The sequence below is a fragment of the Pseudolabrys sp. genome (assembly GCF_050250095.1).
Classification (GTDB): Bacteria; Pseudomonadota; Alphaproteobacteria; order Rhizobiales; family Xanthobacteraceae; genus Pseudolabrys.
In genome coordinates this window covers 383,584-404,972 of sequence record NZ_JBFWPH010000004.1, presented here as the reverse complement: position 1 = coordinate 404,972, position 21,389 = coordinate 383,584, and the positions used below count along the sequence as shown (strand labels likewise).

Annotated in this window: 18 protein-coding genes and 1 pseudogene; 16 read left to right on the top strand and 3 right to left on the bottom strand. The window is 58.0% G+C overall.

Annotated features, from left to right (window positions below):
- Positions 1-35: 35 nt before the first annotated feature.
- The 16 genes from AB7F10_RS15085 to AB7F10_RS15010 all read left to right on the top strand — a co-directional run bounded on the left by AB7F10_RS15085 (position 36) and on the right by AB7F10_RS15010 (position 13,990).
- Positions 36-401 (top strand): hypothetical protein, encoded by a 366-nt coding sequence (locus AB7F10_RS15085; protein WP_428561787.1) that lies wholly within the window; start codon positions 36-38, stop codon positions 399-401.
- On the top strand, positions 382-762 hold the full coding sequence (locus tag AB7F10_RS15080; protein ID WP_428561789.1) for a hypothetical protein: 381 nt from the start codon (positions 382-384) through the stop codon (positions 760-762). Before AB7F10_RS15085 ends, AB7F10_RS15080 begins: the two co-directional genes overlap by 20 nt.
- A gap of 3 nt (positions 763-765) precedes the next feature.
- Positions 766-1,446, top strand: a complete 681-nt coding sequence (locus AB7F10_RS15075; protein ID WP_428561791.1) for a hypothetical protein — start codon at positions 766-768, stop codon at positions 1,444-1,446.
- A gap of 124 nt (positions 1,447-1,570) precedes the next feature.
- Positions 1,571-3,475, top strand: coding sequence for a DNA polymerase (locus AB7F10_RS15070; protein WP_428561793.1), 1,905 nt, complete (start codon positions 1,571-1,573; stop codon positions 3,473-3,475).
- Positions 3,476-3,718: 243 nt separating this feature from the next.
- Positions 3,719-4,165, top strand: a complete 447-nt coding sequence (locus AB7F10_RS15065) for a hypothetical protein (protein ID WP_428561795.1) — start codon at positions 3,719-3,721, stop codon at positions 4,163-4,165.
- A 74-nt stretch (positions 4,166-4,239) separates the two neighbouring features.
- Positions 4,240-4,587, top strand: coding sequence for a hypothetical protein (locus AB7F10_RS15060; protein WP_428561797.1), 348 nt, complete (start codon positions 4,240-4,242; stop codon positions 4,585-4,587).
- Positions 4,584-5,006: a hypothetical protein gene (locus AB7F10_RS15055; protein ID WP_428561799.1), complete on the top strand. Its 423-nt coding sequence runs from the start codon at positions 4,584-4,586 to the stop codon at positions 5,004-5,006. Before AB7F10_RS15060 ends, AB7F10_RS15055 begins: the two co-directional genes overlap by 4 nt.
- Positions 5,003-5,680: a PD-(D/E)XK nuclease family protein gene (locus AB7F10_RS15050; RefSeq protein WP_428561801.1), complete on the top strand. Its 678-nt coding sequence runs from the start codon at positions 5,003-5,005 to the stop codon at positions 5,678-5,680. Before AB7F10_RS15055 ends, AB7F10_RS15050 begins: the two co-directional genes overlap by 4 nt.
- Positions 5,681-6,026: 346 nt before the next feature.
- Complete coding sequence (locus AB7F10_RS15045) at positions 6,027-6,308, top strand: hypothetical protein (protein ID WP_428561803.1); 282 nt, start codon at positions 6,027-6,029, stop codon at positions 6,306-6,308.
- Positions 6,305-6,619: a hypothetical protein gene (locus AB7F10_RS15040; RefSeq protein WP_428561805.1), complete on the top strand. Its 315-nt coding sequence runs from the start codon at positions 6,305-6,307 to the stop codon at positions 6,617-6,619. Before AB7F10_RS15045 ends, AB7F10_RS15040 begins: the two co-directional genes overlap by 4 nt.
- Positions 6,552-8,162, top strand: coding sequence for a helicase-related protein (locus tag AB7F10_RS15035; RefSeq protein ID WP_428561807.1), 1,611 nt, complete (start codon positions 6,552-6,554; stop codon positions 8,160-8,162). Before AB7F10_RS15040 ends, AB7F10_RS15035 begins: the two co-directional genes overlap by 68 nt.
- 226 nt (positions 8,163-8,388) lie before the next feature.
- Positions 8,389-8,781, top strand: a complete 393-nt coding sequence (locus tag AB7F10_RS15030) for a hypothetical protein (protein WP_428561809.1) — start codon at positions 8,389-8,391, stop codon at positions 8,779-8,781.
- A gap of 38 nt (positions 8,782-8,819) precedes the next feature.
- The gene (locus AB7F10_RS15025; protein WP_428561811.1) at positions 8,820-9,872 is read left to right on the top strand and encodes a hypothetical protein; all 1,053 of its coding nucleotides are present in this window, start codon (positions 8,820-8,822) and stop codon (positions 9,870-9,872) included.
- An 80-nt stretch (positions 9,873-9,952) separates the two neighbouring features.
- On the top strand, positions 9,953-12,991 hold the full coding sequence (locus AB7F10_RS15020; RefSeq protein WP_428561813.1) for a DUF927 domain-containing protein: 3,039 nt from the start codon (positions 9,953-9,955) through the stop codon (positions 12,989-12,991).
- A 1-nt stretch (position 12,992) separates the two neighbouring features.
- Positions 12,993-13,418, top strand: a complete 426-nt coding sequence (locus tag AB7F10_RS15015; protein ID WP_428561815.1) for a winged helix-turn-helix domain-containing protein — start codon at positions 12,993-12,995, stop codon at positions 13,416-13,418.
- Between the two features lie 5 nt (positions 13,419-13,423).
- The gene (locus AB7F10_RS15010; protein WP_428561817.1) at positions 13,424-13,990 is read left to right on the top strand and encodes a phosphohydrolase; all 567 of its coding nucleotides are present in this window, start codon (positions 13,424-13,426) and stop codon (positions 13,988-13,990) included.
- Between the two features lie 56 nt (positions 13,991-14,046).
- Here AB7F10_RS15010 and AB7F10_RS15005 read toward each other — a convergent pair whose 3' ends face one another.
- The 3 genes and pseudogenes from AB7F10_RS15005 to AB7F10_RS14995 all read right to left on the bottom strand — a co-directional run bounded on the left by AB7F10_RS15005 (position 14,047) and on the right by AB7F10_RS14995 (position 21,377).
- On the bottom strand, positions 14,047-14,331 hold the full coding sequence (locus AB7F10_RS15005) for a hypothetical protein (protein ID WP_428562483.1): 285 nt from the start codon (positions 14,329-14,331) through the stop codon (positions 14,047-14,049).
- A 16-nt stretch (positions 14,332-14,347) separates the two neighbouring features.
- Positions 14,348-14,890, bottom strand: a pseudogene (locus AB7F10_RS15000) (endonuclease domain-containing protein); the annotation flags it as partial.
- Between the two features lie 4 nt (positions 14,891-14,894).
- Positions 14,895-21,377 carry a PLxRFG domain-containing protein gene (locus tag AB7F10_RS14995; protein WP_428587181.1) on the bottom strand — a complete coding sequence of 2,161 codons (6,483 nt, stop codon included), beginning with the start codon at positions 21,375-21,377 and terminating at the stop codon, positions 14,895-14,897.
- Between the last annotated feature and the right edge of the window lie 12 nt (positions 21,378-21,389).

The following is a 21,389-nucleotide window of genomic DNA, read 5'->3' as shown; positions in this document are numbered from 1 at the left end:
TGCTACTCCAGCGGGTAACAGAACGGATAGCAACAGTGAGCGACACCGAGTCGAGCCGGGGCGAGTTGGATCTCAGCCCCGGTGATATCGTGGAGGTCGGCCACAATGAATGGCTCCTACCGGGGCCAGCCATCACCTGCGCCCACGCGCACTCCGGCGCGCCTGGCGTCGTTCTTCTTTTTGGCCGGTCTAAGGTGTTGAGCGGGGTAAATACTTGTTTGTGGGTGGGCAAAGATAGAGTCGAGGAAATCCTTATCAAACAGGCTGACGCTAAAACAATTAAAGCATTTCTCCTGATCAATTTTTGTTGGGACGTTCCGGGCAAATTCATTGAGCAGATACTTGATAGTTCAACTCCAGTCTCCAAGGTGCATGGCTTCCATGACTTCCATGACTTCTGATCTCTGGAGAAGCGTACTCCCGGGCGACGTCGTCAAGCTCCAAGGGGATAACTGGATCGCTGATGGCTATGCGATCGTTACCTTGCTCGATCCCGACATATGGCTCCGCGAGCGTACAAATCTGCCGACGCAGTGTTGGGGTACGTCGAAGCGCCTGACCGATAATGCGCGTGGAACTGCGAGGCGGTTGTGGATTGCAAAGTATTCGATCGTGGAAGTAGTTGATGTGCCACCAACACGCGAAGCGTTGCCAGTATTCGCGATGCTGGTGATGGGTCATATGCTCCCGAACAACGTTCTGGATGAAATTATGAAAAACAGAAAATACGAACTGACAAGAACAGAGCAAGGAACATGGTGAGAAATGTCTGAAGCGTTTTCGTATCGAGACAAGTATGCACTTTATAAGAACCTCGAAACCCTGAAGCGCCGCTGGCTCGCGCTGCACCGCTGCACGATCACGCAGGACCAATTCGCGGATTTGTTTTTGCGTAGCGAGATCCGCGAAGCGTTCCGCGTGGCCATGGCCGGAGCAGAGCGCGGTATTGAGACTGTGTGTGTCACCGCCGATGTTAGCTCCGTACATGTCACTTTGCTGGGGCGGGCCATTGTCCCCGAGGGCCGCCTAACCCTCCAGGACGACACTCCCGAGGACCTCAAGAAATCGATGGTCGATGCGATCGCCAGGCAGAGGGAAACACTCATTGATTTCGAGAAATCCAAAAAACTGCTCGAGATGCTCGACAGAAAATGCAGCACTCCACAGCAGGTTCGGTATCTCTGGCCGGCTGTGCAGTCGCTGTGTTTCGGCGAAGACCTCGAGAACCTAAAAGCACGTATTGGCGTCCATAAAGCGCCGCGCACGCCGGTCTCCGTACCGCCGGAAATTCGGGAGTTGTGTCGTTACACGTCGGGGATCATTACCGCGGCATCGATCCTGCCGGACGAACCGCCGGTAGCGCGCCCCGCTGGATGTATTGAAATTACGCCGGCCGAATTCCAAATAAAAGACGATGCACTCGGAACACTCCGAGTGCATCCATAAAAGAGCTGGGGCGTCACGCGAACCACCACGCGACGCCCCCTTTCTCTTACCCACAAGAGAAGTGCCATTGTCTGGCCTTCTCGAAATAGGACTTGGGGGTCAAAGAGTCAACCCTCATGAAACCATGAAGTTTGCAGTCCTCGATTTTGAGACATACTACGACGATCAATACAGCCTCCGAAAAATGACACCGGTCGAGTATATTCTCGACCCGCGCTTCGAAGCGATCGGATGCTCTGTAAAAGAGGGGCAGCAGTTACCTTACTGGGTAGCTGGTCCAGATCTCGCCAAACTCTTTAACGAGCTGGATCGCGACCAAGGCGTAATAACCCATAACGCGCTCTTTGATATGAGCATCTGCGCGTGGCGCTACGGATTTATACCAAAGTTAATGGTCGACACGCTCGGTATGAGCCGAGCGTGTCTCGGGCATAAACTTAAGAGCCTGTCATTAAACTCGGTGGCATCTCACCTTGGGCTCGGCGTTAAGGGGGATGCTGTCGGCAAGGTCAAGGGGATGAGTTACGCGGCGATCGCCGGTAGCCCAACCCTATACCAAGAACTCATCACCTACGCCAACAACGACGCGGAGCTCTGCGCCGGGATTTTTCATAAACTGTTTTATGGTGGTCACTTCCCGGTGGCTGAGCTCGCTGTCATGGACATGATCCTGCGGTGTGCCGTTGAGCCGTCGTTCGTGATCGACCAGAACATCCTCGCGCAACATCTGGGCGAAGTTCGCGCCAAGAAAGAAACTCTCCTTAGCCAAGCAATGCTGCTGGGCGCCGACGGTAAGAGCTCGCTCATGTCTAATGAGCAGTTTGCGTCCCTCCTGCGCCAGCATGGTGTAGAGCCCCCGATGAAGGTCTCTCCCATCACGGGTAAAACGACCTACGCGTTCGCCAAGACTGACCTAGGACTGCTTGATCTTCAGGAGCACGAAAATCCAGCTGTTCAGGCGCTCGTAGCAGCGCGGCTGGGCCACAAGTCCACCATCGAAGAGACGCGTACCGAACGTCTGCTATCGATCGCAAACCTGTCGTGGCCCGGGCTGGGTCAAGCCAGGCTTATGCCGGTGCCCCTTAAGGTGTCGGGAGCCCATACCCACCGCATGTCCGGCGACTGGAAGCTGAACATGCAGAACCTGCCGGCCCGCGGCGGCAACAATGCGATCAGGCGCGCACTCATGGCGCCCCAAGACCACGAAGTCCTGACCGTCGACTCGTCCCAGATTGAAGCACGTCTCGTCGCCTGGCTCGCCGGGCAGGATGACCTTGTTCTGGCGTTCGAGAACAAAGAAGACATCTATTCGCAGTTTGCTACGGACCTCATGGGCCACCCCGTTAACCGTAAGCTCAAGGACCCAGTGCACATCGCGGAGGGGTTCGTCGGCAAAACTTGTATTTTGGGCCTTGGTTACATGCTGGGCTGGAAGAAGTTCCAAGCCAGGCTCGAAGCCGACTCCAAGAACCAGCTCGGGAACGCCATCGTCTTTGACGACGAGCGGGCGAAAAACACCGTCGACTTCTATCGTCGTAAGTACTCGAAGATCTCCGGACTGTGGCGATGGCTCGAGAACAACGCCATCCCCGCCCTCGCCGGCTTCACTGACCCAGTGACGCTCGGCCCGTGCCTCTTCGAGGAAGGCTCCGTGCTGTTACCTTCGGGGTTGCGGCTCTGGTACGACAATCTTGAGCGCACAAGTGATGGCTGGAAATTCACGTACGGGCGCGAGACTAAGTACCTCTACGGCGGGAAACTCCTCGAAAATCTCTGCCAGGCGCTCGCGCGCATTATTACTTTCGATGCGGCATTGAGAATTCAGAAGCGATGCTCGGTCGAGCTCGATCTGATTGTGCGCATGAAGCTCCAGGTGCACGACGAGAATGTTTTTGTGGTGCACAAAAATTCCCGCATCGCCGTTGAGAAGATCGCCCTCGAAGAAATGCATCGTCGGCCAGAGTGGGGACCAACACTTCCCATCGCTGCCGAAGCCGGACACGGTCCGTCGTACGGCGACGCGAAGTGATCTGTTGTGTCGATCTAGAACAGTGATGGATGATTCTATTTGCCGATGTGTTCATTACTCTCGTGCAACCAAATTCTCATATTCAACTACTTGAAAATTTCGGAAGTGTAGTATACACAATGTTTACCTGTCTCTTGAGTAAACGAAGTCGCGTTACTTGACTGAACCTCTTACCCACACCACCCACAACCTGTCGGCCACGAACCACATCGGCTCTTCTTCAGAGTCGGAGGCCAATAACGCATGTCTAAATCCACGAGAAGTGACCAGACCGAACTCATCGAAAGTCTCCAGGAAAAACTCGCAGTTCAAGAGGCGCGCATCGCCGACCTCGAAGCTGTTCTTGGGATGCACGACAAAAGCCTTGCCGCAACATTCAAACTTTCAAAGTCACTGAGCGACATCCTCGGGCTGCTGGTATCACTACCGGCTGTCACGCCCGAGATGATCAACGTACGGCTTGAGATCGCGACCGACCCAAAAGTCGCGATCCACCGCTTGCGCGAAGCGCTAAAGCCGTGGGGCGTCAAGATCGAGGCGAAGCGATCGCTCGGGTATTTTCTGAGTCCCGAAGAAAAAGCCCGCATCAAGTCGATCGTTACCCCAGCGGTAACGCCACCCAGTGCGGCGCCCAGCGCGGCTCCAGAAGCCGGCGTTCAACCAGACCAAGACAAACAAGAAGCCGCCTAGCGCTTCTTTACTAGAACCACAACCGCCCCGGTTAGCAGCCGGGGCCGTAATGACTCGTACCCACGAAGGCGTCCATGGAACAGGATGAAATTAAGAGAATGGCGGACTACTTCAAAGATAGGTATCCGACGAAATTTAATCCTAACGCGCCCAGCCTGGTTGGCGCCGCCATGATGGCTACAAAAGCAGAACCGGTCCACGAGTCGGAAGAAGAGCTTCTCGACGTTATCGCGCGCCGCCTGCGTCAGACCGCCAGCTCAAATATGGGCTTCGATTACGTTGGCGCCCACAAGAGCGGCGACACTGTGAACGTGTTCGTTGTGGTCGGCGGGCAGCCGACAATTCTTCAGGACGGCTGGGATCTTTTTCCGAGCGACCAGCTCGTGACACAGATCCGGCTACTGAAGAAGGATCGCTCATGATGGCGCTACTTACACCCAGCACGGCGAACACGATCGGTGCGATGGGCGGTGGCGGACATTGCCTCACCTGCGGAGCTCCACAGTCGTCGTGCGTTTGCGCAATAAATCTGAGCAACCAATTCTATCCGGGGGGCAGTATTGCTCGAGCGGCGCCGTGGCAAACCGCGACGCCGGAATACCCGCATTACCCGCGTGAAAGCTATGAGCTCGTTCAGCGCGTGAGTAATCGATTTATTTGGTCCGGATCGTGGATTGATATGGACCGGTTCAGTGCGTTCGCGGTCCGCCTTAACGACAGCCGGATTGCGCTCTGCCTGGTCATCAACGAGAAGCTCGTCACGATCGAAGACGAAGCAAGACTGTTTCCGAGCGACACGCTTATGGCGTCTCTTCGGTTGATCATCCCGGAGACGAAATGAACGCGCCGTACCAGAAACCATTTGCATGGTCGTACTCGAAACTGAAGAACTTCGAGACGTGCCCTAAGCGCCACTACGAAATCGACCTCGCCAAGAACTTCCAAGAGGAAGAAAGCGACACGTTAAAGTGGGGCAATGAGGTGCACAAACATCTCGCTGCCCGTTGTGGGTGGAAGCGCGTCCCCCTACCCGAGACCATGAAACCATTTGAGAAGTGGTGCGAGAGGGTCACAGCTGGAGCGGGCGATATCGAGGTCGAGCAGAAGCTTGCTATCACCCGGGATTACGGCCCTTGCGGTTATTTCGACCGGACCGCCTGGTTCCGCGGCATCGGAGACGTCATCAAGCGGTGCGAAGACGTCGCGCTTATTCTGGATTGGAAAACTGGGAAGGTACTCGACGACAGCGTGCAGCTTGCGCTGATGGCGCAGTGCGTGTTCGCCCACTATCCGGATATCAAGAAGGTCCGCAGCGAATTCATCTGGCTCAAGTACGAGGATACGTCGACCGGCGAGACATTCTCGCGCGAAGACATGCCGAACCTGTGGAAGTACATCTGGCATCGCGTCGAGTCGCTGGAGAACGCCTACAAGACCACGACCTATCCAGCGAAACCGGGCTCACTCTGCAAGAAGTGGTGCCCTGTCACGTCATGTCCGCATCATGGGAAGTGACATGGGCGGAATGACAAACCCGGCACCGCTACCCACGGGTAGCAAGCAGATTGTAAGCATCGTGAATTCCGCGTTTGCCCGCGTGGGGGCTGTGCCCGCCACCGATTGGCTCGTGGAGTCCGAACTCGATGCAAAAGCGTTCTTACATATCGCCTCGATAGCAGCCTCAGAACTCCGCAAAAAAAAAAAAAATCGTCAGAGTACGTGTTTTGGTAAAACCAGATACTATGCACTTCCAAATTCTAGTGGATGTCCGAACGCCGTCTGGCGAGACTTACACGCTGAGTGAAATGTCGGACGATGGATACCCGAGCACCACCCTCATCGCGCAGATCGCGTTGGTGGCATGATTAAAACACTCTCTGGAAAAACAATCGCGGAGCAGATCGCCGGCCGCAACGCGCTACAACGCCGTCTCGCAGAAGACGCCGGCGATAAAGCGATTCATTATTTGGCGAAATACAAGAATGTGAAGGCGACGGTGTTGCCTCTTTATACCGCGGCGTCATGCGTCAGACTTCATATTCTGATTAGAGACCTAGCGGGCGAGACTTTATTCGAGTCGATTGAGGACCCGGATACTTTTCCAAGTGAACTTCTGGTCGCGAAACTGACGGTGATCTCGTGACACCCGAAGGGCGAGTAAAAGCCAAACTCAATCGCGTCATAAAGCGGTTCCCAGATGTCTACAAATTCATGTCGGTGCCGTCCGGCTTTGGGCCGAGCACGCTCGACTACACGCTGTGTGTGAACTCGTTTTACATCGGCATCGAAACGAAGGCGCCGGGTAAACATCCGACGCCCCGACAAATTGGAATGATGAGCGATATCCGCCGGGCGGGCGGCATCGTTCTCGTAATCGACAACACCGATGACGCTGAGCACGTCGGGGTTCTCCTCAAACTGCTCAGCAATGCAACCCGTCCAAGTCAGCACTAAACACAAACTGGTCGGCGTCCCCTTCGACCAGGCGATCAGAAATCTCTACCCAAGCGCGCCGGAGATGAACTTCGCGGGAGCGAAGCATCTTCTTGTGCCACATACGCCCACCGAAACGTTCATCCTGCGCAAGCACGGGTTCGACGTCCCGTCGCCAATTCTTACGCACTACGACTGGGCCGGCGGAGATCCGTTCGATGTTCAGAAGAAAACCTGTTCGGTCCTGACTACGAACCAGCGCGCCTACGTGCTCAATGGTATGGGCACCGGCAAGACGAAAGCCGCGCTGTGGGCTTGGGATTACCTCAGGAGTAACGGCCTCTGCAAGAAGGCGCTCGTCCTCGCACCTCTGAGTACGTTGAACTTCACATGGGCGCGTGAGGTCTTCGCGACCCTGCCCCACCGCAAATGCGCGGTTCTCCACGGCACCAAGAAGCTCCGTACTGATCGGCTGGCCGACCCAGAGCCAGAAATCTACGTCATCAACCACGATGGCACGAAAGTCATCGAGAAGGAGATCATCGCCGCGATTGCATCCGGCGAGATCGACACGCTCATCGTCGACGAGCTCGCCATCTACAGAAACGGCGGCGCGCAGCGCACCAAGAGCGTGCGCAAGATCGCCGCGCTTTGCTCGTGGGTGTGGGGACTTACCGGGTCGCCTATCCCGACGAGCCCGACAGACGCCTGGGCTCAGTGCAGCATCGTAACGCCGAACACAGTTCCCAAATACTTTGGTCGGTTCCGCGACGAGCTGATGATCCGGGTGAACCAATTTAAGTGGGCCCCCAAAAGCGACGCAGTTGATCGGGCGTTCGCCGCCATGCAGCCCGCGGTGCGCTTCACGCTCGAGGATGTGGTTGAACTTCCTGAGTGTGTCGAGCGGACCGTCGATATCGAACTCGGGGCGCAGCAGAAAAAAATCTACAAGGAGATCGCCGACAGCTGCTACGCGGCGGTTCAGTCCGACGAGATTACGGCCGCCAACGCCGGCGCCATGATGATGAAGCTGCTCCAGATCTCGACGGGCTGGGTTTACACAAAAGACAAGAACGTCGTCGCCCTGGATAACGACAAGCGCATCGAGGCGCTGGTCGACGCGGTCAACTCAACTGACCGCAAAGTCCTCGTGTTCGTCCCCTTCAAACATGCGCTTGAAGGAATTTCCGCGGCGTTTACCCGCGAAGGTATCGACCACGCATGTGTCGATGGCGACACTCAGGCCAGAGACCGCGACAATATCTTCAACCTGTTCCAGAACACCGACAAGTACCGGGTCATCGCTGCGCATCCACAGTGCCTAGCGCACGGCATCACGCTCACGGCCGCGGACACGGTTATTTGGTTCGCCCCGGTTACGTCGCTCGAGATCTACGACCAGGCGAACGCGCGTATCCGCCGTGTCGGTCAGAAATACAAACAGCTCTATCTGCACTTCCAGAGCACCCAGGTCGAGAAACGCATCTATCAGATGCTCCAAGGAAAGCAGAAAGTCCAAGACCAACTTCTTGGGCTGTTCGAGGAGGCGAGCCGTGCAGCATGATCCAGGCGACGATCAGGACCTGTATCTCGCCCAGTGTGCCGGCAAGTCGGCGTTTGACAGCTACAAGATGGCGAACCGTGTTCAGGGTCGACGACGTCGGCATGATCTTCGTGGCGCTATCTATAAATGCCCGTACTGCCGGAAGTTTCACATCGGTACAGCGAGAAGCGGACGCAATTTCGGGCGCGGGAAATGGAGGCGGTAACAATCGTGAGAAAGGAAAACCATGTCAAACGCAATTGATTTCAACAAACGTGTTGAGCAGTTCAACGAACTGCGCGACGAAATCAAACGCATCGAAGACGAGCAAAAAAAGCAGCTCGCTCCGTACAAAGAGACACTCGAGCAACTGAACAGTGTTCTATTGGCGCACCTCAACGACGTCGGTGCCGATAGCGTATCATCCGCGGCTGGCACTGTTTACCGCAAAGAGCGCAAGTCGGCATCGATCGCTGACAAGACCGCGTTCTGGGCTTGGGTCGTCGCCAACGCCGACTGGGATCTCATCGATGTGAAAGCCAACGCTACGGCGGTTGAAGAATTCGCCGAGAAAAACGGCTCACTACCGCCCGGCGTGAACTTCACCGCCAAGCATGATGTTGGCGTCCGACGAAAGTAATCCTATCTAACGAATTACCCACAGGAGTTACGAACCACATGAATGCAGTTGTATCTCGGCCACAGTCGTTCGGGGCCATCTCTAGCAAATTCGCGACACAGCAGGTCGACAACGAGCTCGCCGCCGGCGTCGAGACTGGCTATCCGATCCTCGGTTACCGCGGAAAGGTCTGGTCGATCCGCTATCGCGGCGCCGCCACCGAGCTGATGCGTCCGGATGGTGACGGTCCGATGAATTCCGTCGAAGTCGTCATCCTCAAGTCGAGCACGCACAAATCGAAGATCTGGTACGAGAACGGCTGGGTCGAAGGGTCCAACGCCGCGCCAGACTGCTTCTCGGCCAATGGCGTCGTGCCCGACGCATCGTCCACCAAGAAACAGTCCTCGGTATGCGCGACGTGCCCTCGCAACGTCTGGGGCTCCGGACGCGACGGTAAGGGCAAGGCGTGCCAGGACTCAAAGCGTCTCGCGATCACGCCACTCGGCGATATCGAGAACGCCGCGTATGGCGGTCCCATGCTGCTTCGTGTGCCGGCTGCGAGCCTCGACGGGCTTGCTCAGTACGGCAACCTGATGCAGCGGGAGGGCTACCCGTACTACGCGATCGGAACCCGCATCGCCTTCGACCAGAAGGAGTCGTACCCGAAATTCGTATTCACGGGCATTCGGCCGCTGAACGACGACGAAGCCGACAAAGTCATCAAGCTGCGAGAAGATCCGCAGGTGGTGCGAATTGTCGCCGAGCTCGAGAGCGAGCAGGCGCCGGTTCAGGACCAAGCCCCCAAGGCTCAAGTATTCGAACAGTATACGGCGCCCCAGGCCTCAGCCCCTGCCCCCCAGACCACAGCGGCCGCACCGGTTCAGCCATCTCCTCAGGTGACCGCCGCCGCTCCCGTCGCCACGTCGGGGTTTGGCACCGGAGGTGGTGCCGCCCAGGTTCAGGCTTCTCCGGCGCAGCCGGTCAAGGCCGAGACCCCGGTCACGGCGTCCCCGGCTGTCCAACCTGCGCAGTTGGCCCAGTCGCAGGTCGATTTCGACGCTGCGATCGACGCCAAGCTGGATGCTCTCCTGCCGAAGTACGGCTCCAAGTAACACACGAAATGACCATCGAACCACGTTACCCACCCGAGTAACGTGGTTCCTCTTCTACCCACAGAACCACAAATCTTGGAATGCCATTAGAGCAGGCTCGCGAGTATCTCGCACGAGTTTTGCCCTGGGACGACAAAAACTTCGTTGGTGTCCATTACACCTTTCAGGGCGAAGGATACGACAAACCACGATGGTCCGGGAGTGCCGCCAGAGATCTGGACGGCGCGATGCGCTCGCTCGCGTACATTCTCAAGCGAAGCGACACGCGAGACATCTACGCGTGTCTGAGCACACAGATCGAAGCCCACGAAAAGACGAGCCCAAAGGGCTACAAATATTTCAACGCGATACGTTCGCAGAAAAACGCGGTCGCGCTGAAGTCGCTCTTTTTGGACCTCGATGCCAAAGGCCAAAGTAACGACTCGTACAATGATCTGACCGAGGCTACCGACGCCCTATGCAAGTTTTTGTCGGAAAGCGGCATGCCTCGCCCCACGATGGTTGTTGGGTCTGGCGGCGGTATGCACGTCTACTGGCTGCTAAACCGCGCACTCACGCCGGATGAATGGCGCCCTCTGGCGTACGCGCTAGCCGAAGCCACGAAGCGGCACGGTCTCAAATGCGACACCCAGTGCACTATCGACAGCGCACGGGTCTTGCGCATCCCGGACACGCTGAATTGCAAGAGCGAGCCTAAGCGATCGGTCTCCTTCTTGGGGAGTCGACTGGACTTCGACTACGCGATCGAGCGCATTACAAAAGCTCTGGAGCCGTACAAAGTAGCAGTGCCCGTCGCTGTCTCTGGTCCCGTTCTGGATCAGTCGGTGTTCCCGAAACGACAGGCGATCCTCGGCGAAAGTGAGTTGTCCTCTGGGATCGAGCCGTCAGCTCCGCCGCCCGTACACATCAATGATGCGGCGCGCGAATGTGCGTTTATCCGGGAGACAATTGCTGACGGCGGCCTCACTAACAGCCAGCCGTTGTGGAACCTCACGACGCTGCTCGCGACATTCACTGACGACCCGCGCAACGACACCCATAGGATGTCGCGCGGGCATCCGGACTACACGAAAGAAAAAACCGATGAGTTCTTCGACCGTAAAGACCGGGAACAGAAAGAAAAAGGTCTTGGCTGGCCGAGCTGCTCGACGATCTCGGCGTCCGGCGCAAGGCAGTGCGCGGCGTGCCCGCACTTCCAAAAGAACAAAACGCCGTACCACTTTATCCCCCGGCGAGAAGCGCCTGCGCAAAGCAGCCAAGCTTTTGTGCCTTCCGGTCTACAAGCTACGACGTCTTTTGGAGCGGGAACGCAATCATCGGGCACCCTATCGACTGTACTTCCGGTGGGACCCAATCCCGCCGGGCCAGCCATAAACGATCTACCCGACGGATACATGAGAGATGCAAGAGGCATCATTTCATTGCTCGTCCAGGACGAAGCCGGCACCCAGAAATTCCCGGTGACCGATTACCGGATGGATGATCCGTGGCTTCAGGTGTCGCCGCGCGCCCTCCACTTCACGACTGTCACCGATCGCGGCAAAAGCCAGCAGATCACCATCCATCTCGAGCATGTTGGCTCTATGGAGATGCGCCGCATCCTCCAAGATCAAGGCCTCATGCTGCCGGTTGGCCCCAAGGCTACCGAGAACGTCACGAGGTTTTTTGTGAGTTGGATCAAGAAGCTCCAAGAGACGAAAGACAGCGTTTCGTCTTCGCCATTCGGCTGGCATGTGCGCCAGGGCATCGGGAAACTTGAAGGCTTTGTGTACGGCGGCAAACTATGGACGCCGGCGGGCGATACGCTCGCAGCCGCTCCAGATACAGTGCTGGCCAGACACTACGCTCCGACTGGAGACGAGCAGTCGTGGGTTGACGCATGCCGCCTGATTACCTCGCAAGGTAGGCCCGAGCTCGAAGCCATCGTGGCGTCGGCCTTCGGCGCTCCGCTCGTTCGGTTTACCGGTCAGCCCGGTGTCCTCATGAGCGCCTTCTCTAAGGCATCCGGTATCGGCAAATCGACATCGCTCAAAATTGCGCAGGCGGTGTGGGGCGACCCGGTCAAGGCGGTGCAGAGCCTCAGCGACACTCAGAACGCTGTTATGAACAAGCTGGGCGAGATCAGGTCCCTGCCTCTCTATTGGGATGAGCTAAAGACTGAAGACGACACCAAGAAGTTCGTCAATATCACGTTCCAGACGACGCAGGGTAAAGAAAAGGCCCGCATGTCGCGCAGCGTAACGCAGCGCGAACCCGGTAGCTGGCAGACGCTTCTTGTGTCGGCCTCTAATGACAGCCTTCTGGACTACGTTATCGGCCGCACGAACATGACCACGGCCGGCATTTACCGGGTGTTTGAATACTCGATGGACCCGCCGGCGGCGGGTGCCCCCGGCCAGATTGAGCCATCAGATGCTTCCCTCATCGTAGCCCGGCTGAACGACAATTACGGACAGGTCGGGCTTAAATACGCTCAGTTCCTCGGCCAGAACCACGCCACCATCGAAAAAGAAGTCGGCGATTTTCTGAAGGCGTTCAGCAAGAGCGTCGGAGCAACAGCCGACGAGCGGTTTTGGACGGCGCTCATTGCGTGTGTGTGCATGGGTGCCAAATACGCCAATCAGCTCGGCGTGGCCACGTTCAACGAAGACGCCCTCAAATCTTTTATGGTGTCGGTCCTCGGAAAAATGCGCTCCGTCCGAGTTGAGCAACCAGTGGACATGGACGTTGCAGAAAACATCTCCAACGTCATCGCGCAGTATCTGAACGCGATGCGGTCCAGGCACACGCTTATCACCAACCGCGTCCACATCGTGAAGGGCAAGCCGCAGCCCGGAACCATCAAGGTCGTAAGCGACGCCAGCCGGCTCGATGGGATCTACGTGCATTTGGGGCAGGAGGACAAGGTTCTGCGCATTAGCTCGATCAGCTTGTCCGAATGGTTGCGTGAGAAAGGGTACTCCAGACACATCTTTACGGAGGCCCTAAAGAAAGAATTCGGCGTCAAGAGCGTGCGGGGTCGTATCGGATCGGGCACTTCTCACGCTGGCGCCACCGAATATCTGCTTGAGATCCAGCTCGCCGGGCACCCGCTGCTCGACTTTATCGACGAGGCCTGACGTGAGTGAACACATGATCCCGGCTCGCGAGATCCAGAATATCGTACAGGCCCTCCACGCGGAGGAGAACCTACTGGCGACCCGAGCCGCTGACATCATCATGGACCTCGCAAAGTCGAGCGGTCTCGAGGAGGTGGTGCTCGACGTCAAGTTCGACGACGTGCACTTTATCGTTGAGCGCGGCAAGCGGGCGACCAAACTCGGGCCAAGGACCTACGGCCTCGTCAAAACGCTGTGCAGCGCCTACCCCAAAAAGATATCGGCGCGTGATCTATACGACACGCTCTACGGTCGCGGCAGCGGCCGCAGCATCAATACAATTCGTGTTCTGGTAAAGCCGGCGCGGGCAGCGCTCGCTGAACTGAATATCGAAATCGTGAACCACCACGCAAAAGGGTACAGGATCGTACTCTCCCCACAGGAGTAATCGTTTTGGCAGTCGACGTAGGAAGCGCTCGCATCGGCGAGTGGATGCAGACGTACACGGGCAAAAAATTCTGGCCGATGGACCCTAGGCCGGAGGAGATCGACATCATCGATATCGGCCGCGCCCTCTCCAAGATGTGTCGGTACGGAGGGCACTCCCTCAAGTTCTATTCGGTCGCTGAACACTGTGTGTTGTGCTCGAGGGCGGCGCCGGCGCATCTCAAAATGACGGCGCTTCTCCACGATGCGAGCGAGGCCTACCTCGTTGACGTGCCCCGCCCGATCAAGCCGGCTCTCGATAACTACTACAAAATCGAGGCTAACCTCATGCAGGTGATCAGCAAGAAATTCGGGGCGGTATGGCCGTTACCCCCAGAGGTAAAACAGATCGACAACGCCATCCTCCGGGATGAGCGCCTTGCGATCATGGCTCACATGGATGTTCCGTCTGAGATCTGGGGCGACGCCGCCGAAGGACTCGGTGTCGAGATCGAATGCTGGAACCCGGAGCGAGCGTTCCAGGAGTTCCTCAAAGAGTGCACGGCGGCGAACTACGCGAGGTTGGCAGCGTGAAGTGGACAACAAAGCAGGGTAAAGCCAGCCTCATGAAGCGGTCGGGCTGGCAGGCGTTAGGGCTGCCTGCCGTTGGCTCTCCACCCGCGGTTTTTCTTGCGGCTTTGCGGTTCGAGGTTCGACCGGACAGTTTTCCCACCTCGGTCTAAAGACTCGATGTGCCCCGCGTCTCGGGGGTCACCCTTTTTCAGGCCCAGCATCCTGCGGCCCTTGTTCTGCTCGCCGCGCCGCCTGATCATTTCCGGTCGGCTGTTGTAGCCCCGGTCCATCTTCCGGATCTGTTCCGGGGTCCGATGTGAACTCGGATCGCGCACGCCTTCGGGTTTTTTGTAGTTTGCCACTGAACTTCTCCAAATACCGCACTGCGGCTAAAAGTTTCTCGGTGTCATCGTCGAAGTAGCCTATACCGAGGTTACATTTACGGCACAGTATCCCCCTAACGATCCCTGTCGTGTGGCAGTGGTCGATATGCCAACCCCGGAAGCCTGCTTCCGAACTGCCGCAAGATGCACAGCGCTCGCCCTGGCGCTGGAACATCGCTTCATATTCCTCCCTAGTGATCCCGTATCGCCATTTTCGGTAATCAAATAAAACTTTTTTCGGGTCGGATGCCCGCCGCTGCCTGGCTCTAAGGCGAGACTTTTCCTTACCACCGTTTCGTAGATAGTTGCGTCGATTGTGGGCCTTAACTCGTTCTGGATTTTGTTCTCTTGACTGGTGCCTTTGCTCCTTTATGCGGTCAGCGTGGTTTTTCACGTACCGCTTTTGTATATCGCGAACGCGCCCTCTGTTGTTCTCCTGCCACTTGCGAACTGCTGCTCTATGGACCTCAGGGTTGCGCTCCCGCCAACGCTTCGACGCCTCGTTTTTTCTCCTACGCCGTGCTTCTTCGGTTGTCATCGAATCAGTATACTCTTTCGAGTCGATCCTTGATGTATTTCGTCTGTTTTGTCGGGTTGATCCCGACCGGCTCTTTGAGTTTTTTCTTCGCAGCGGAGGTGAGCTGCTTCATCGTAATACGTGCAGCGGGATTCTGCGTCCGGTTCCACTCCTGGATCTTCGACCAGGCCTGAACCTTGTCGCTACCCTTTGAAGTAACCCACTCGGTCGTGAGCCTGGATCGCTCCTTAGATAGCGCATCGCTCTGGCGCTTGAATGAGGCTGCTTTAGCGCCCTCTTCCGCTTCGCGGGCAGGTGTGAAACCGAGCACCCGAGCGGCCGCTTCCGCATAGTTGTACGGTTCAGACAGCTGACGGCCGGTTGAGCTTTTCTTCCCCTCGCGGAGCTGACGAGCTGCCTTGATCGTGTCTGAAATAAACTTGATTGGCACCATGAGCTCGGCCGCCTTCGCGAAGTCGCCCGAAGCCAGTGCATTTGCCCCGACCACCCAATCGCCGACTAGAGAGATCGGAGCACCACCAATAGTATCGAACACCCAAGCCTTGACGTCGTTCTTGGCGTCAGATTTCGGTTCACCGAACGTCAGTAGGTTGTCCAGGCCGACGCGCGAAGACAGATCGATACCGATCGCGCGTGGCAAGCCGCGGCTGAGGATCTCGCCGCCCTTCTTACCGAAAGCCGAAGCAGCTCCAGCACGGACGGCATCTTCAACCTCGTCCCAGCTTGGAACAGGCACGCCTGCGAATTTCAGTCCGGAAAACAAGAACTTAAAGCCCTCTGTAGGAAGGCCGAGGGCGCCCGCCATAGCAATATGCGTACCAGCAAGCATCGTAAGCGTTTTTAACGCTTCAGCGCGCTCCCCAGGGGTTCGGTTTTCAAGTGCTTTCCCGATCTGCTGGCCGAGCAGGTGAAGGATCATACTTGAATATTTGCGGAACTGAAGCGTGAGCTTACCGAGCGGATGATTGAACACCGGTGCCGCGTTCGACGCCGAATAGAGGCCCTGCGTCGAGTTGACCGTGTCCTGTGCATAGCGCAGCGCTTTGTCGAAATTGCCAGACTTCGACATCTCCATCCGGTATGCGGCTAGTGCAGTCACCGTACGGTTGATCGCTTCGATCGAGCGCGGCATCTGGCGCGCGATGCCTTCGACGTAGCCGATGCCGCTGTCGATGCGGCCCAGCGTGCCGTCTTTGGCTTTCACAAGCTGTGCGATTTCGAAGCCCGACTCGGGGTCGATCGAGCCGCGCTCGACCAGATAGTCAATCATGGCCCTCTCGCGGGTGTCACGGAGATTGCCCTTGATCGTGTCGATGATGCTGGCCTCGCCCGAGCCCGCCGCCGCTTTTCTGGCCGTCTCGCGGATGCCCTGCTTTACTACTGAATACGCAGCGACGTCTTGGTAAGCCCGACCAAGCTCTGTAACGGCGCGCCCAACGCCAAACCGGCCGGCGAGCACCGGGGCTGTCACCATGGCCGGCTGCATCGAGTTGATGACGTTATAAGCCGGCGAGAAGAGTTTATCGATGAATGACACCGTCAGCACGCGCTGGATAGCCGGCGCGAACTTGTTGTTCGTGTTCTGGCCGGCTTCGATCGACTCGCGTCGCAGGACTTCATTAGCGAGTGCCGACCGGCCGAGCGATCCGTCAGTCGTGTAGTCGTTCTTGACCCGCTCCTGGAGATCCTTGAGCGCCGACTCGAGGCGCGGCTGGTACTCCAGCTTGGCCAAATAAGCCGACGAGCTATTGGCGTAGTCCCATGTATTACGCGTCAGATCGCGGGACGCGCCCTCGACGTAACGGCGCGGCAGCCGGCGAGACTGAATGCGGGTGCTGCCCAGCCACCGGATGCTGGCCTCGCGCATAGCGCGGGCGAGCTCGTGCCGCTGGCCGGTCGTCATGTCCTGATAGCCTTTGCCACGCTCCAGCGAGTCCATGAGCTGGGTCAGCTGGTAAGACATGATATCGCCGCGCTTGGTTGGCGCCTCGAAGCGGCGTTCTTCGTACTTAACCTTCGTGAAGTAGTGGCTGCCGGCATAGTCACGCGACGCGGCGGCCGCCTCAGCGGCGGTATCGAAGAATTCAACGTGGCGGTTCTGCACCTCAACACGGAAGCGCTGCTCGCCTTGGATATCCTTCGATGTGACTTTCGTGCCGTCCGGGAAGTGCAGCTTCCCGGTTGCTGAGTCGACATAGACACTGCGCACCGTGGGGCGCAGTTCCATGCTCTTGGCCCAGTTCAGAGCATCATCTCGAGATTTGAATTCGAACTCGTTGTCCGAGATCTTGGCGCCCTTCGCGGGTGCGTCGATCTTGTATTCGCCCACGACTGCGTAGTCGCCGCGACGCATCAGCGGGAAATATGGACCCTCGATCTTGGCCAGCTCTTTGGCATCCATGATCAAGTCCATCGTATGGTGGCCGACACGATCCCGGTCCGCGTCTGTGATGGTCCCCTCGTGGATGCGCTTTGCCAGCGCAGTGTCGTTGACACCCAGCGCCGCGAGGATGCGGTTGTTGATAATGCCTAGCGACATCGCATTCTGTTGGTTGGTGAAGAACGCCATCGCCTCCCGGCGGGCCTGCTTAAGGTCTTCGGGCAATTCCTTCCAACGCTTGTGGAGATCCGCGTGCTGCGCCTTGCTCCAGGCGCCGGCGAGCGTGTCTTTCCCCAGATGTGCGTTGCCAACCGCCAAATCCCGGTCGGCAAAAACACTAGACATTGTCTCGTCGTGCACGAGGCGGGTAAACTCGTCCCAGACTTTGCCTTTGTACTTGCGCTCGAGCTGGTAGAGCTTGCTCACCACCGGCTCGCTCTGGCGCAAGAGCTTGTCGCCCTTGACCCGGATCATCTCCTTCAAATCTGCGATCTTGCGGATCGGGTTATTCTCCGGACCAAAAAACCGATCTGCGGTCTGTGCGATCTGGTCCATCGGGCGCAGTTTCAAGAGTTTCGGCGAGCCAGTCTTCAGGCCCGACTTCTCGACTGCTTTCTTGAACACTTCATTGACATCGGAGACGAGCGCATCGGTCTGATTGCGGACCAGGCGCTGGGGCACGACATCGCGCGGGTCAAGCGGGTGGCGTTGCCATGCCCCCTCGCCACCGTCGATGATCGTACCGCCAACGCGGATAATCCCCTCGAGCGCGGTGTGGGTGCCGGGAGGAAAACCCAGAAGTGAGCGGATCGAGGATACAAACCAATCCCAGACCGACACGATCTTGCGCCCGCCCATATTAATCCGGCTTGCGAGCTCTTTGCTGAGCGGGATGCGGGAGAGCCACTCCTGAAAATCGGGGTTCGAAAACGCCTCGGCAACGAACTCGCGCTCGTTACGCATGGCGTAGACTTTGTCCGGATCGACAGATGTTTCCATCCGGAAATAGTTATCCACCTCATCCATCATTCGTCGGATGATGGCGGTATGCTGGGGGCTATCCCAGATCCGTTCGACCGTCGCAGCGTGGGTCACTTCGTGCAGGACGACGTGTCCCAGCGCGTTGTTAGCGATCGCTTCTTCGCTAATATAAATACGAGAGTTCTTCCCCTCAGGGACATATAGACCCCAAGGCTGCTCGCCCGAACGCAGGCCGGCGCTATGCGCCAATCGTCCGATGGTTTCGGCGTCGACCAGCATCATCGGGACGTCGCCCGCCGCCTTCATGAGCCGAGCGCGGATGAAGGGGGCCATCTTACCTGGGATGCCGCGGAGCTGATCGAAAGTCAGCTTACCAAGCACCTCACTGGACGTTTTGTGGTCGAGCGCGGTGAACGTGACCTGATTGTCGCCGTGGACATCCGAATAGAGCGCGTTCGGGCCGGAGTCGCCAACCCAGGAGACCATGGCATCTGGCTGTAGGTCGCCGATCTGCTCTTTGGTCTTGCCGGACTTCAGCCACTCCTTGAAGTCGTCGACCGACATCTCTTTCGCAGAGAGCACACGATCAAGCCCCTTACCGTCAGAAAAACCACGCTCATATGCCTGAAGGGCTTCGACGCTGTCCCGATAACCGAGAATAGCCTTGTGCTCGTCGAACTTGCCTGTCTTCAGGTCACGCTGGTCGATCACCAGGACGTGCTTGCTCTCATGGTCGGGGCCGACAAACACGTCGACCTGATCTCCGTCGGCACCTTCGGTACGTTTCACGTAGCCGTAGTCGTCGCGCATGTCGACAGACCACGTCTTGCCCGATGCATCTTTGCCGGTCCGCTTCTGGCCCTTCTCGGTCTCGATCGAGATATCCAGACCGTGCACGCGGACGTGCTTCTTCTGATAGTTGCCGGCTTCCTTCTGAGCTTCGGTGGGCTCTTTCGCGGGAGACTTGGCGGGTTCTTTGGGCTTACCCGGTGTCTCGTACTTCGCCCGCTCTTCTGGTGTCAGCTCTACTTTGCGGACCGGTGACGCGGCTTTCGCGCGCTCGACGACTTCTGTGCCCCCTTCCTTGAGCTTAACCTTGTGGCCAGTTTCGACGTAATCCTCGACACCGCGCGCAGACCCGCGAGAGGACGCCGGAACTTTAGCCTGAAGATCCTGTGCTTCTTCCTTGAACGTGTCGGCGGGGGCGGTCGGGATATCCTCGTCAAGGCTCGCAACGCGCTCTTCGGCGACAGGCTTAGTGTCGGCGCGCTGCTCGACGTCGCCGCGGAACACTCGCTTGGCTGCTTCGCCTTCGGCACGGCGTTCGCTGCGCATAAGCGAGAAGTCACCACCGCGGGCTGATTTTTCACGCGCCAGGAACGATGTCACCTGCTCGGCGCGACGCTGCCCAACAAATCCCTTCTGGCTCAGTTTCTTGGCGAGATCTTTTGCCTCCCGCAAGTGCACGACGTAACCCGACGTGCCCTCGTAGCCGACCTTAGTCGGGATCTTGATGCCAGCCTCTTGGGCTGCATCGATGTGCGCCTGGAGTCGATCTCTAAGAAGAGTGAATTCTTCGGCGTTGCGCGGGAAAACCGTCTCCTCGGGAACGTGCTCTTCGAAGATCCGCTTAGCGTTCTCGTGATCGGCTTCGCGCTTCGCGAGCTGCGCCTTGGTCCAATGCTTGCCCTTTGGAGCGTCGATCTTCTTGAGCGATCCGACGTTTTCAGAGAGCTGCTTGTTCTGCGCCTTGAGGTTGGCCTTCGCTTCATCCGTCTGCGAAGTAAGTACGCGCCCCTTTGTCGTGACCGGGCCGGGTTCTTCGACCGGGGGCGCAGTGGACGGCACAGCCTGCTCGGGCTGCACCGGGGGGGCTTCGCCGATAACCTCTGGGGTAACACCCGGCTGCTCGCGCTGGACTTCTTGCGGGATCTCTTCGGCGCGGGCACGCGACGCGACGTCGTCGGCTAGGTCTTCTGCCGCCACAGTCTGGCGGGAGCGCCGATCGGGGTTGTCCATACCCGCCAAGTCCTCAGGCGCGACTGTCTCTCGCGTACGGAGCGCGACTTCTTGGTCGGGGGCAAGCGTGCCAGAGTTAACTGTATCCGGGGAGGGAGACTCAACCCGACCGCGGGAAGCAAGATCACGAAGTGAAGCTTCTTCGCTGGGAAACTCCTTCGGAGGGCGGGCGCGAGGGCCTCGAAAAGCAGCGCCGGCGGCCGCACCCATCACGCCGCCGAGAGCGCTGGGCTCGAGCACGGCGGACACGAGTCGGTCCATATCGATTTCAGGTTTAGCACCGCCCTCTACAAGCGAGCTCTGAACCGAGTAATCCGCCACGCCGCCTTGGATCGCCCCGCCCGCCGCACCCTCGGCGGCGCCGGCCAGCACGCGCTGTCCGATGTTTGCACCGCCCGTGACCGAGGCGCCAGCGCCCTTAACACCGCGAACGATCTGACCGGCCGGGCCAATTGCGTTCGCGGCCGCTCCGACCACAAAATTAATCGCGGGCTTGAGACCAAGCACCTGTGTGTTGTATTCCGCGCGAGCATCCGACTCGTCGTACATCGATCGAAGGCCGCGATAAAGGTCGCTCTTTTTCTGAAGCTCATCGTCGGGGATCGCGTCGACTTCGCGGTAAAACTCATCGACTACTTGACCTACGTTGATCGCGCCACCGGCAGCGGCGACGGCCATCGTCGCCTTGAGTGTCCCGCTAACGAGAGCGCCGGGCAGGATCGACGAAGCGATCTGGGCGGACGTGCCAGTCAGCTTGAGGGCACCGGCGCTGAACGGGTGCTTCCAAAATTCGCCGCTGGTGATCGACGACTCTAGGCGATCGCGAGCGGGCTTCGACAGCTTACCGAGCGTGTCGTCGACGCCCGCCTGGATGTTATTCTCTTTTGCGCGGAAGTAGTCGGCGCGAGTGCTGTCGCCTGCGAGCTCGTTAATATAGCGCCCAAAGCCCATCGCCTGAGCACCAAGAGATTTGACGCTCGAAACGGCGACGTTTCCGTAATCGCTCCACGACGGGCTCTCATCTTCCTTCGGGAGAGCCGAAGGCTCAAAAGCCGTGTCGGGAGAGCTCTGCGCGATATCGTCCAGCGAGACCCAGTCGGACGCCATATTTTACGATCC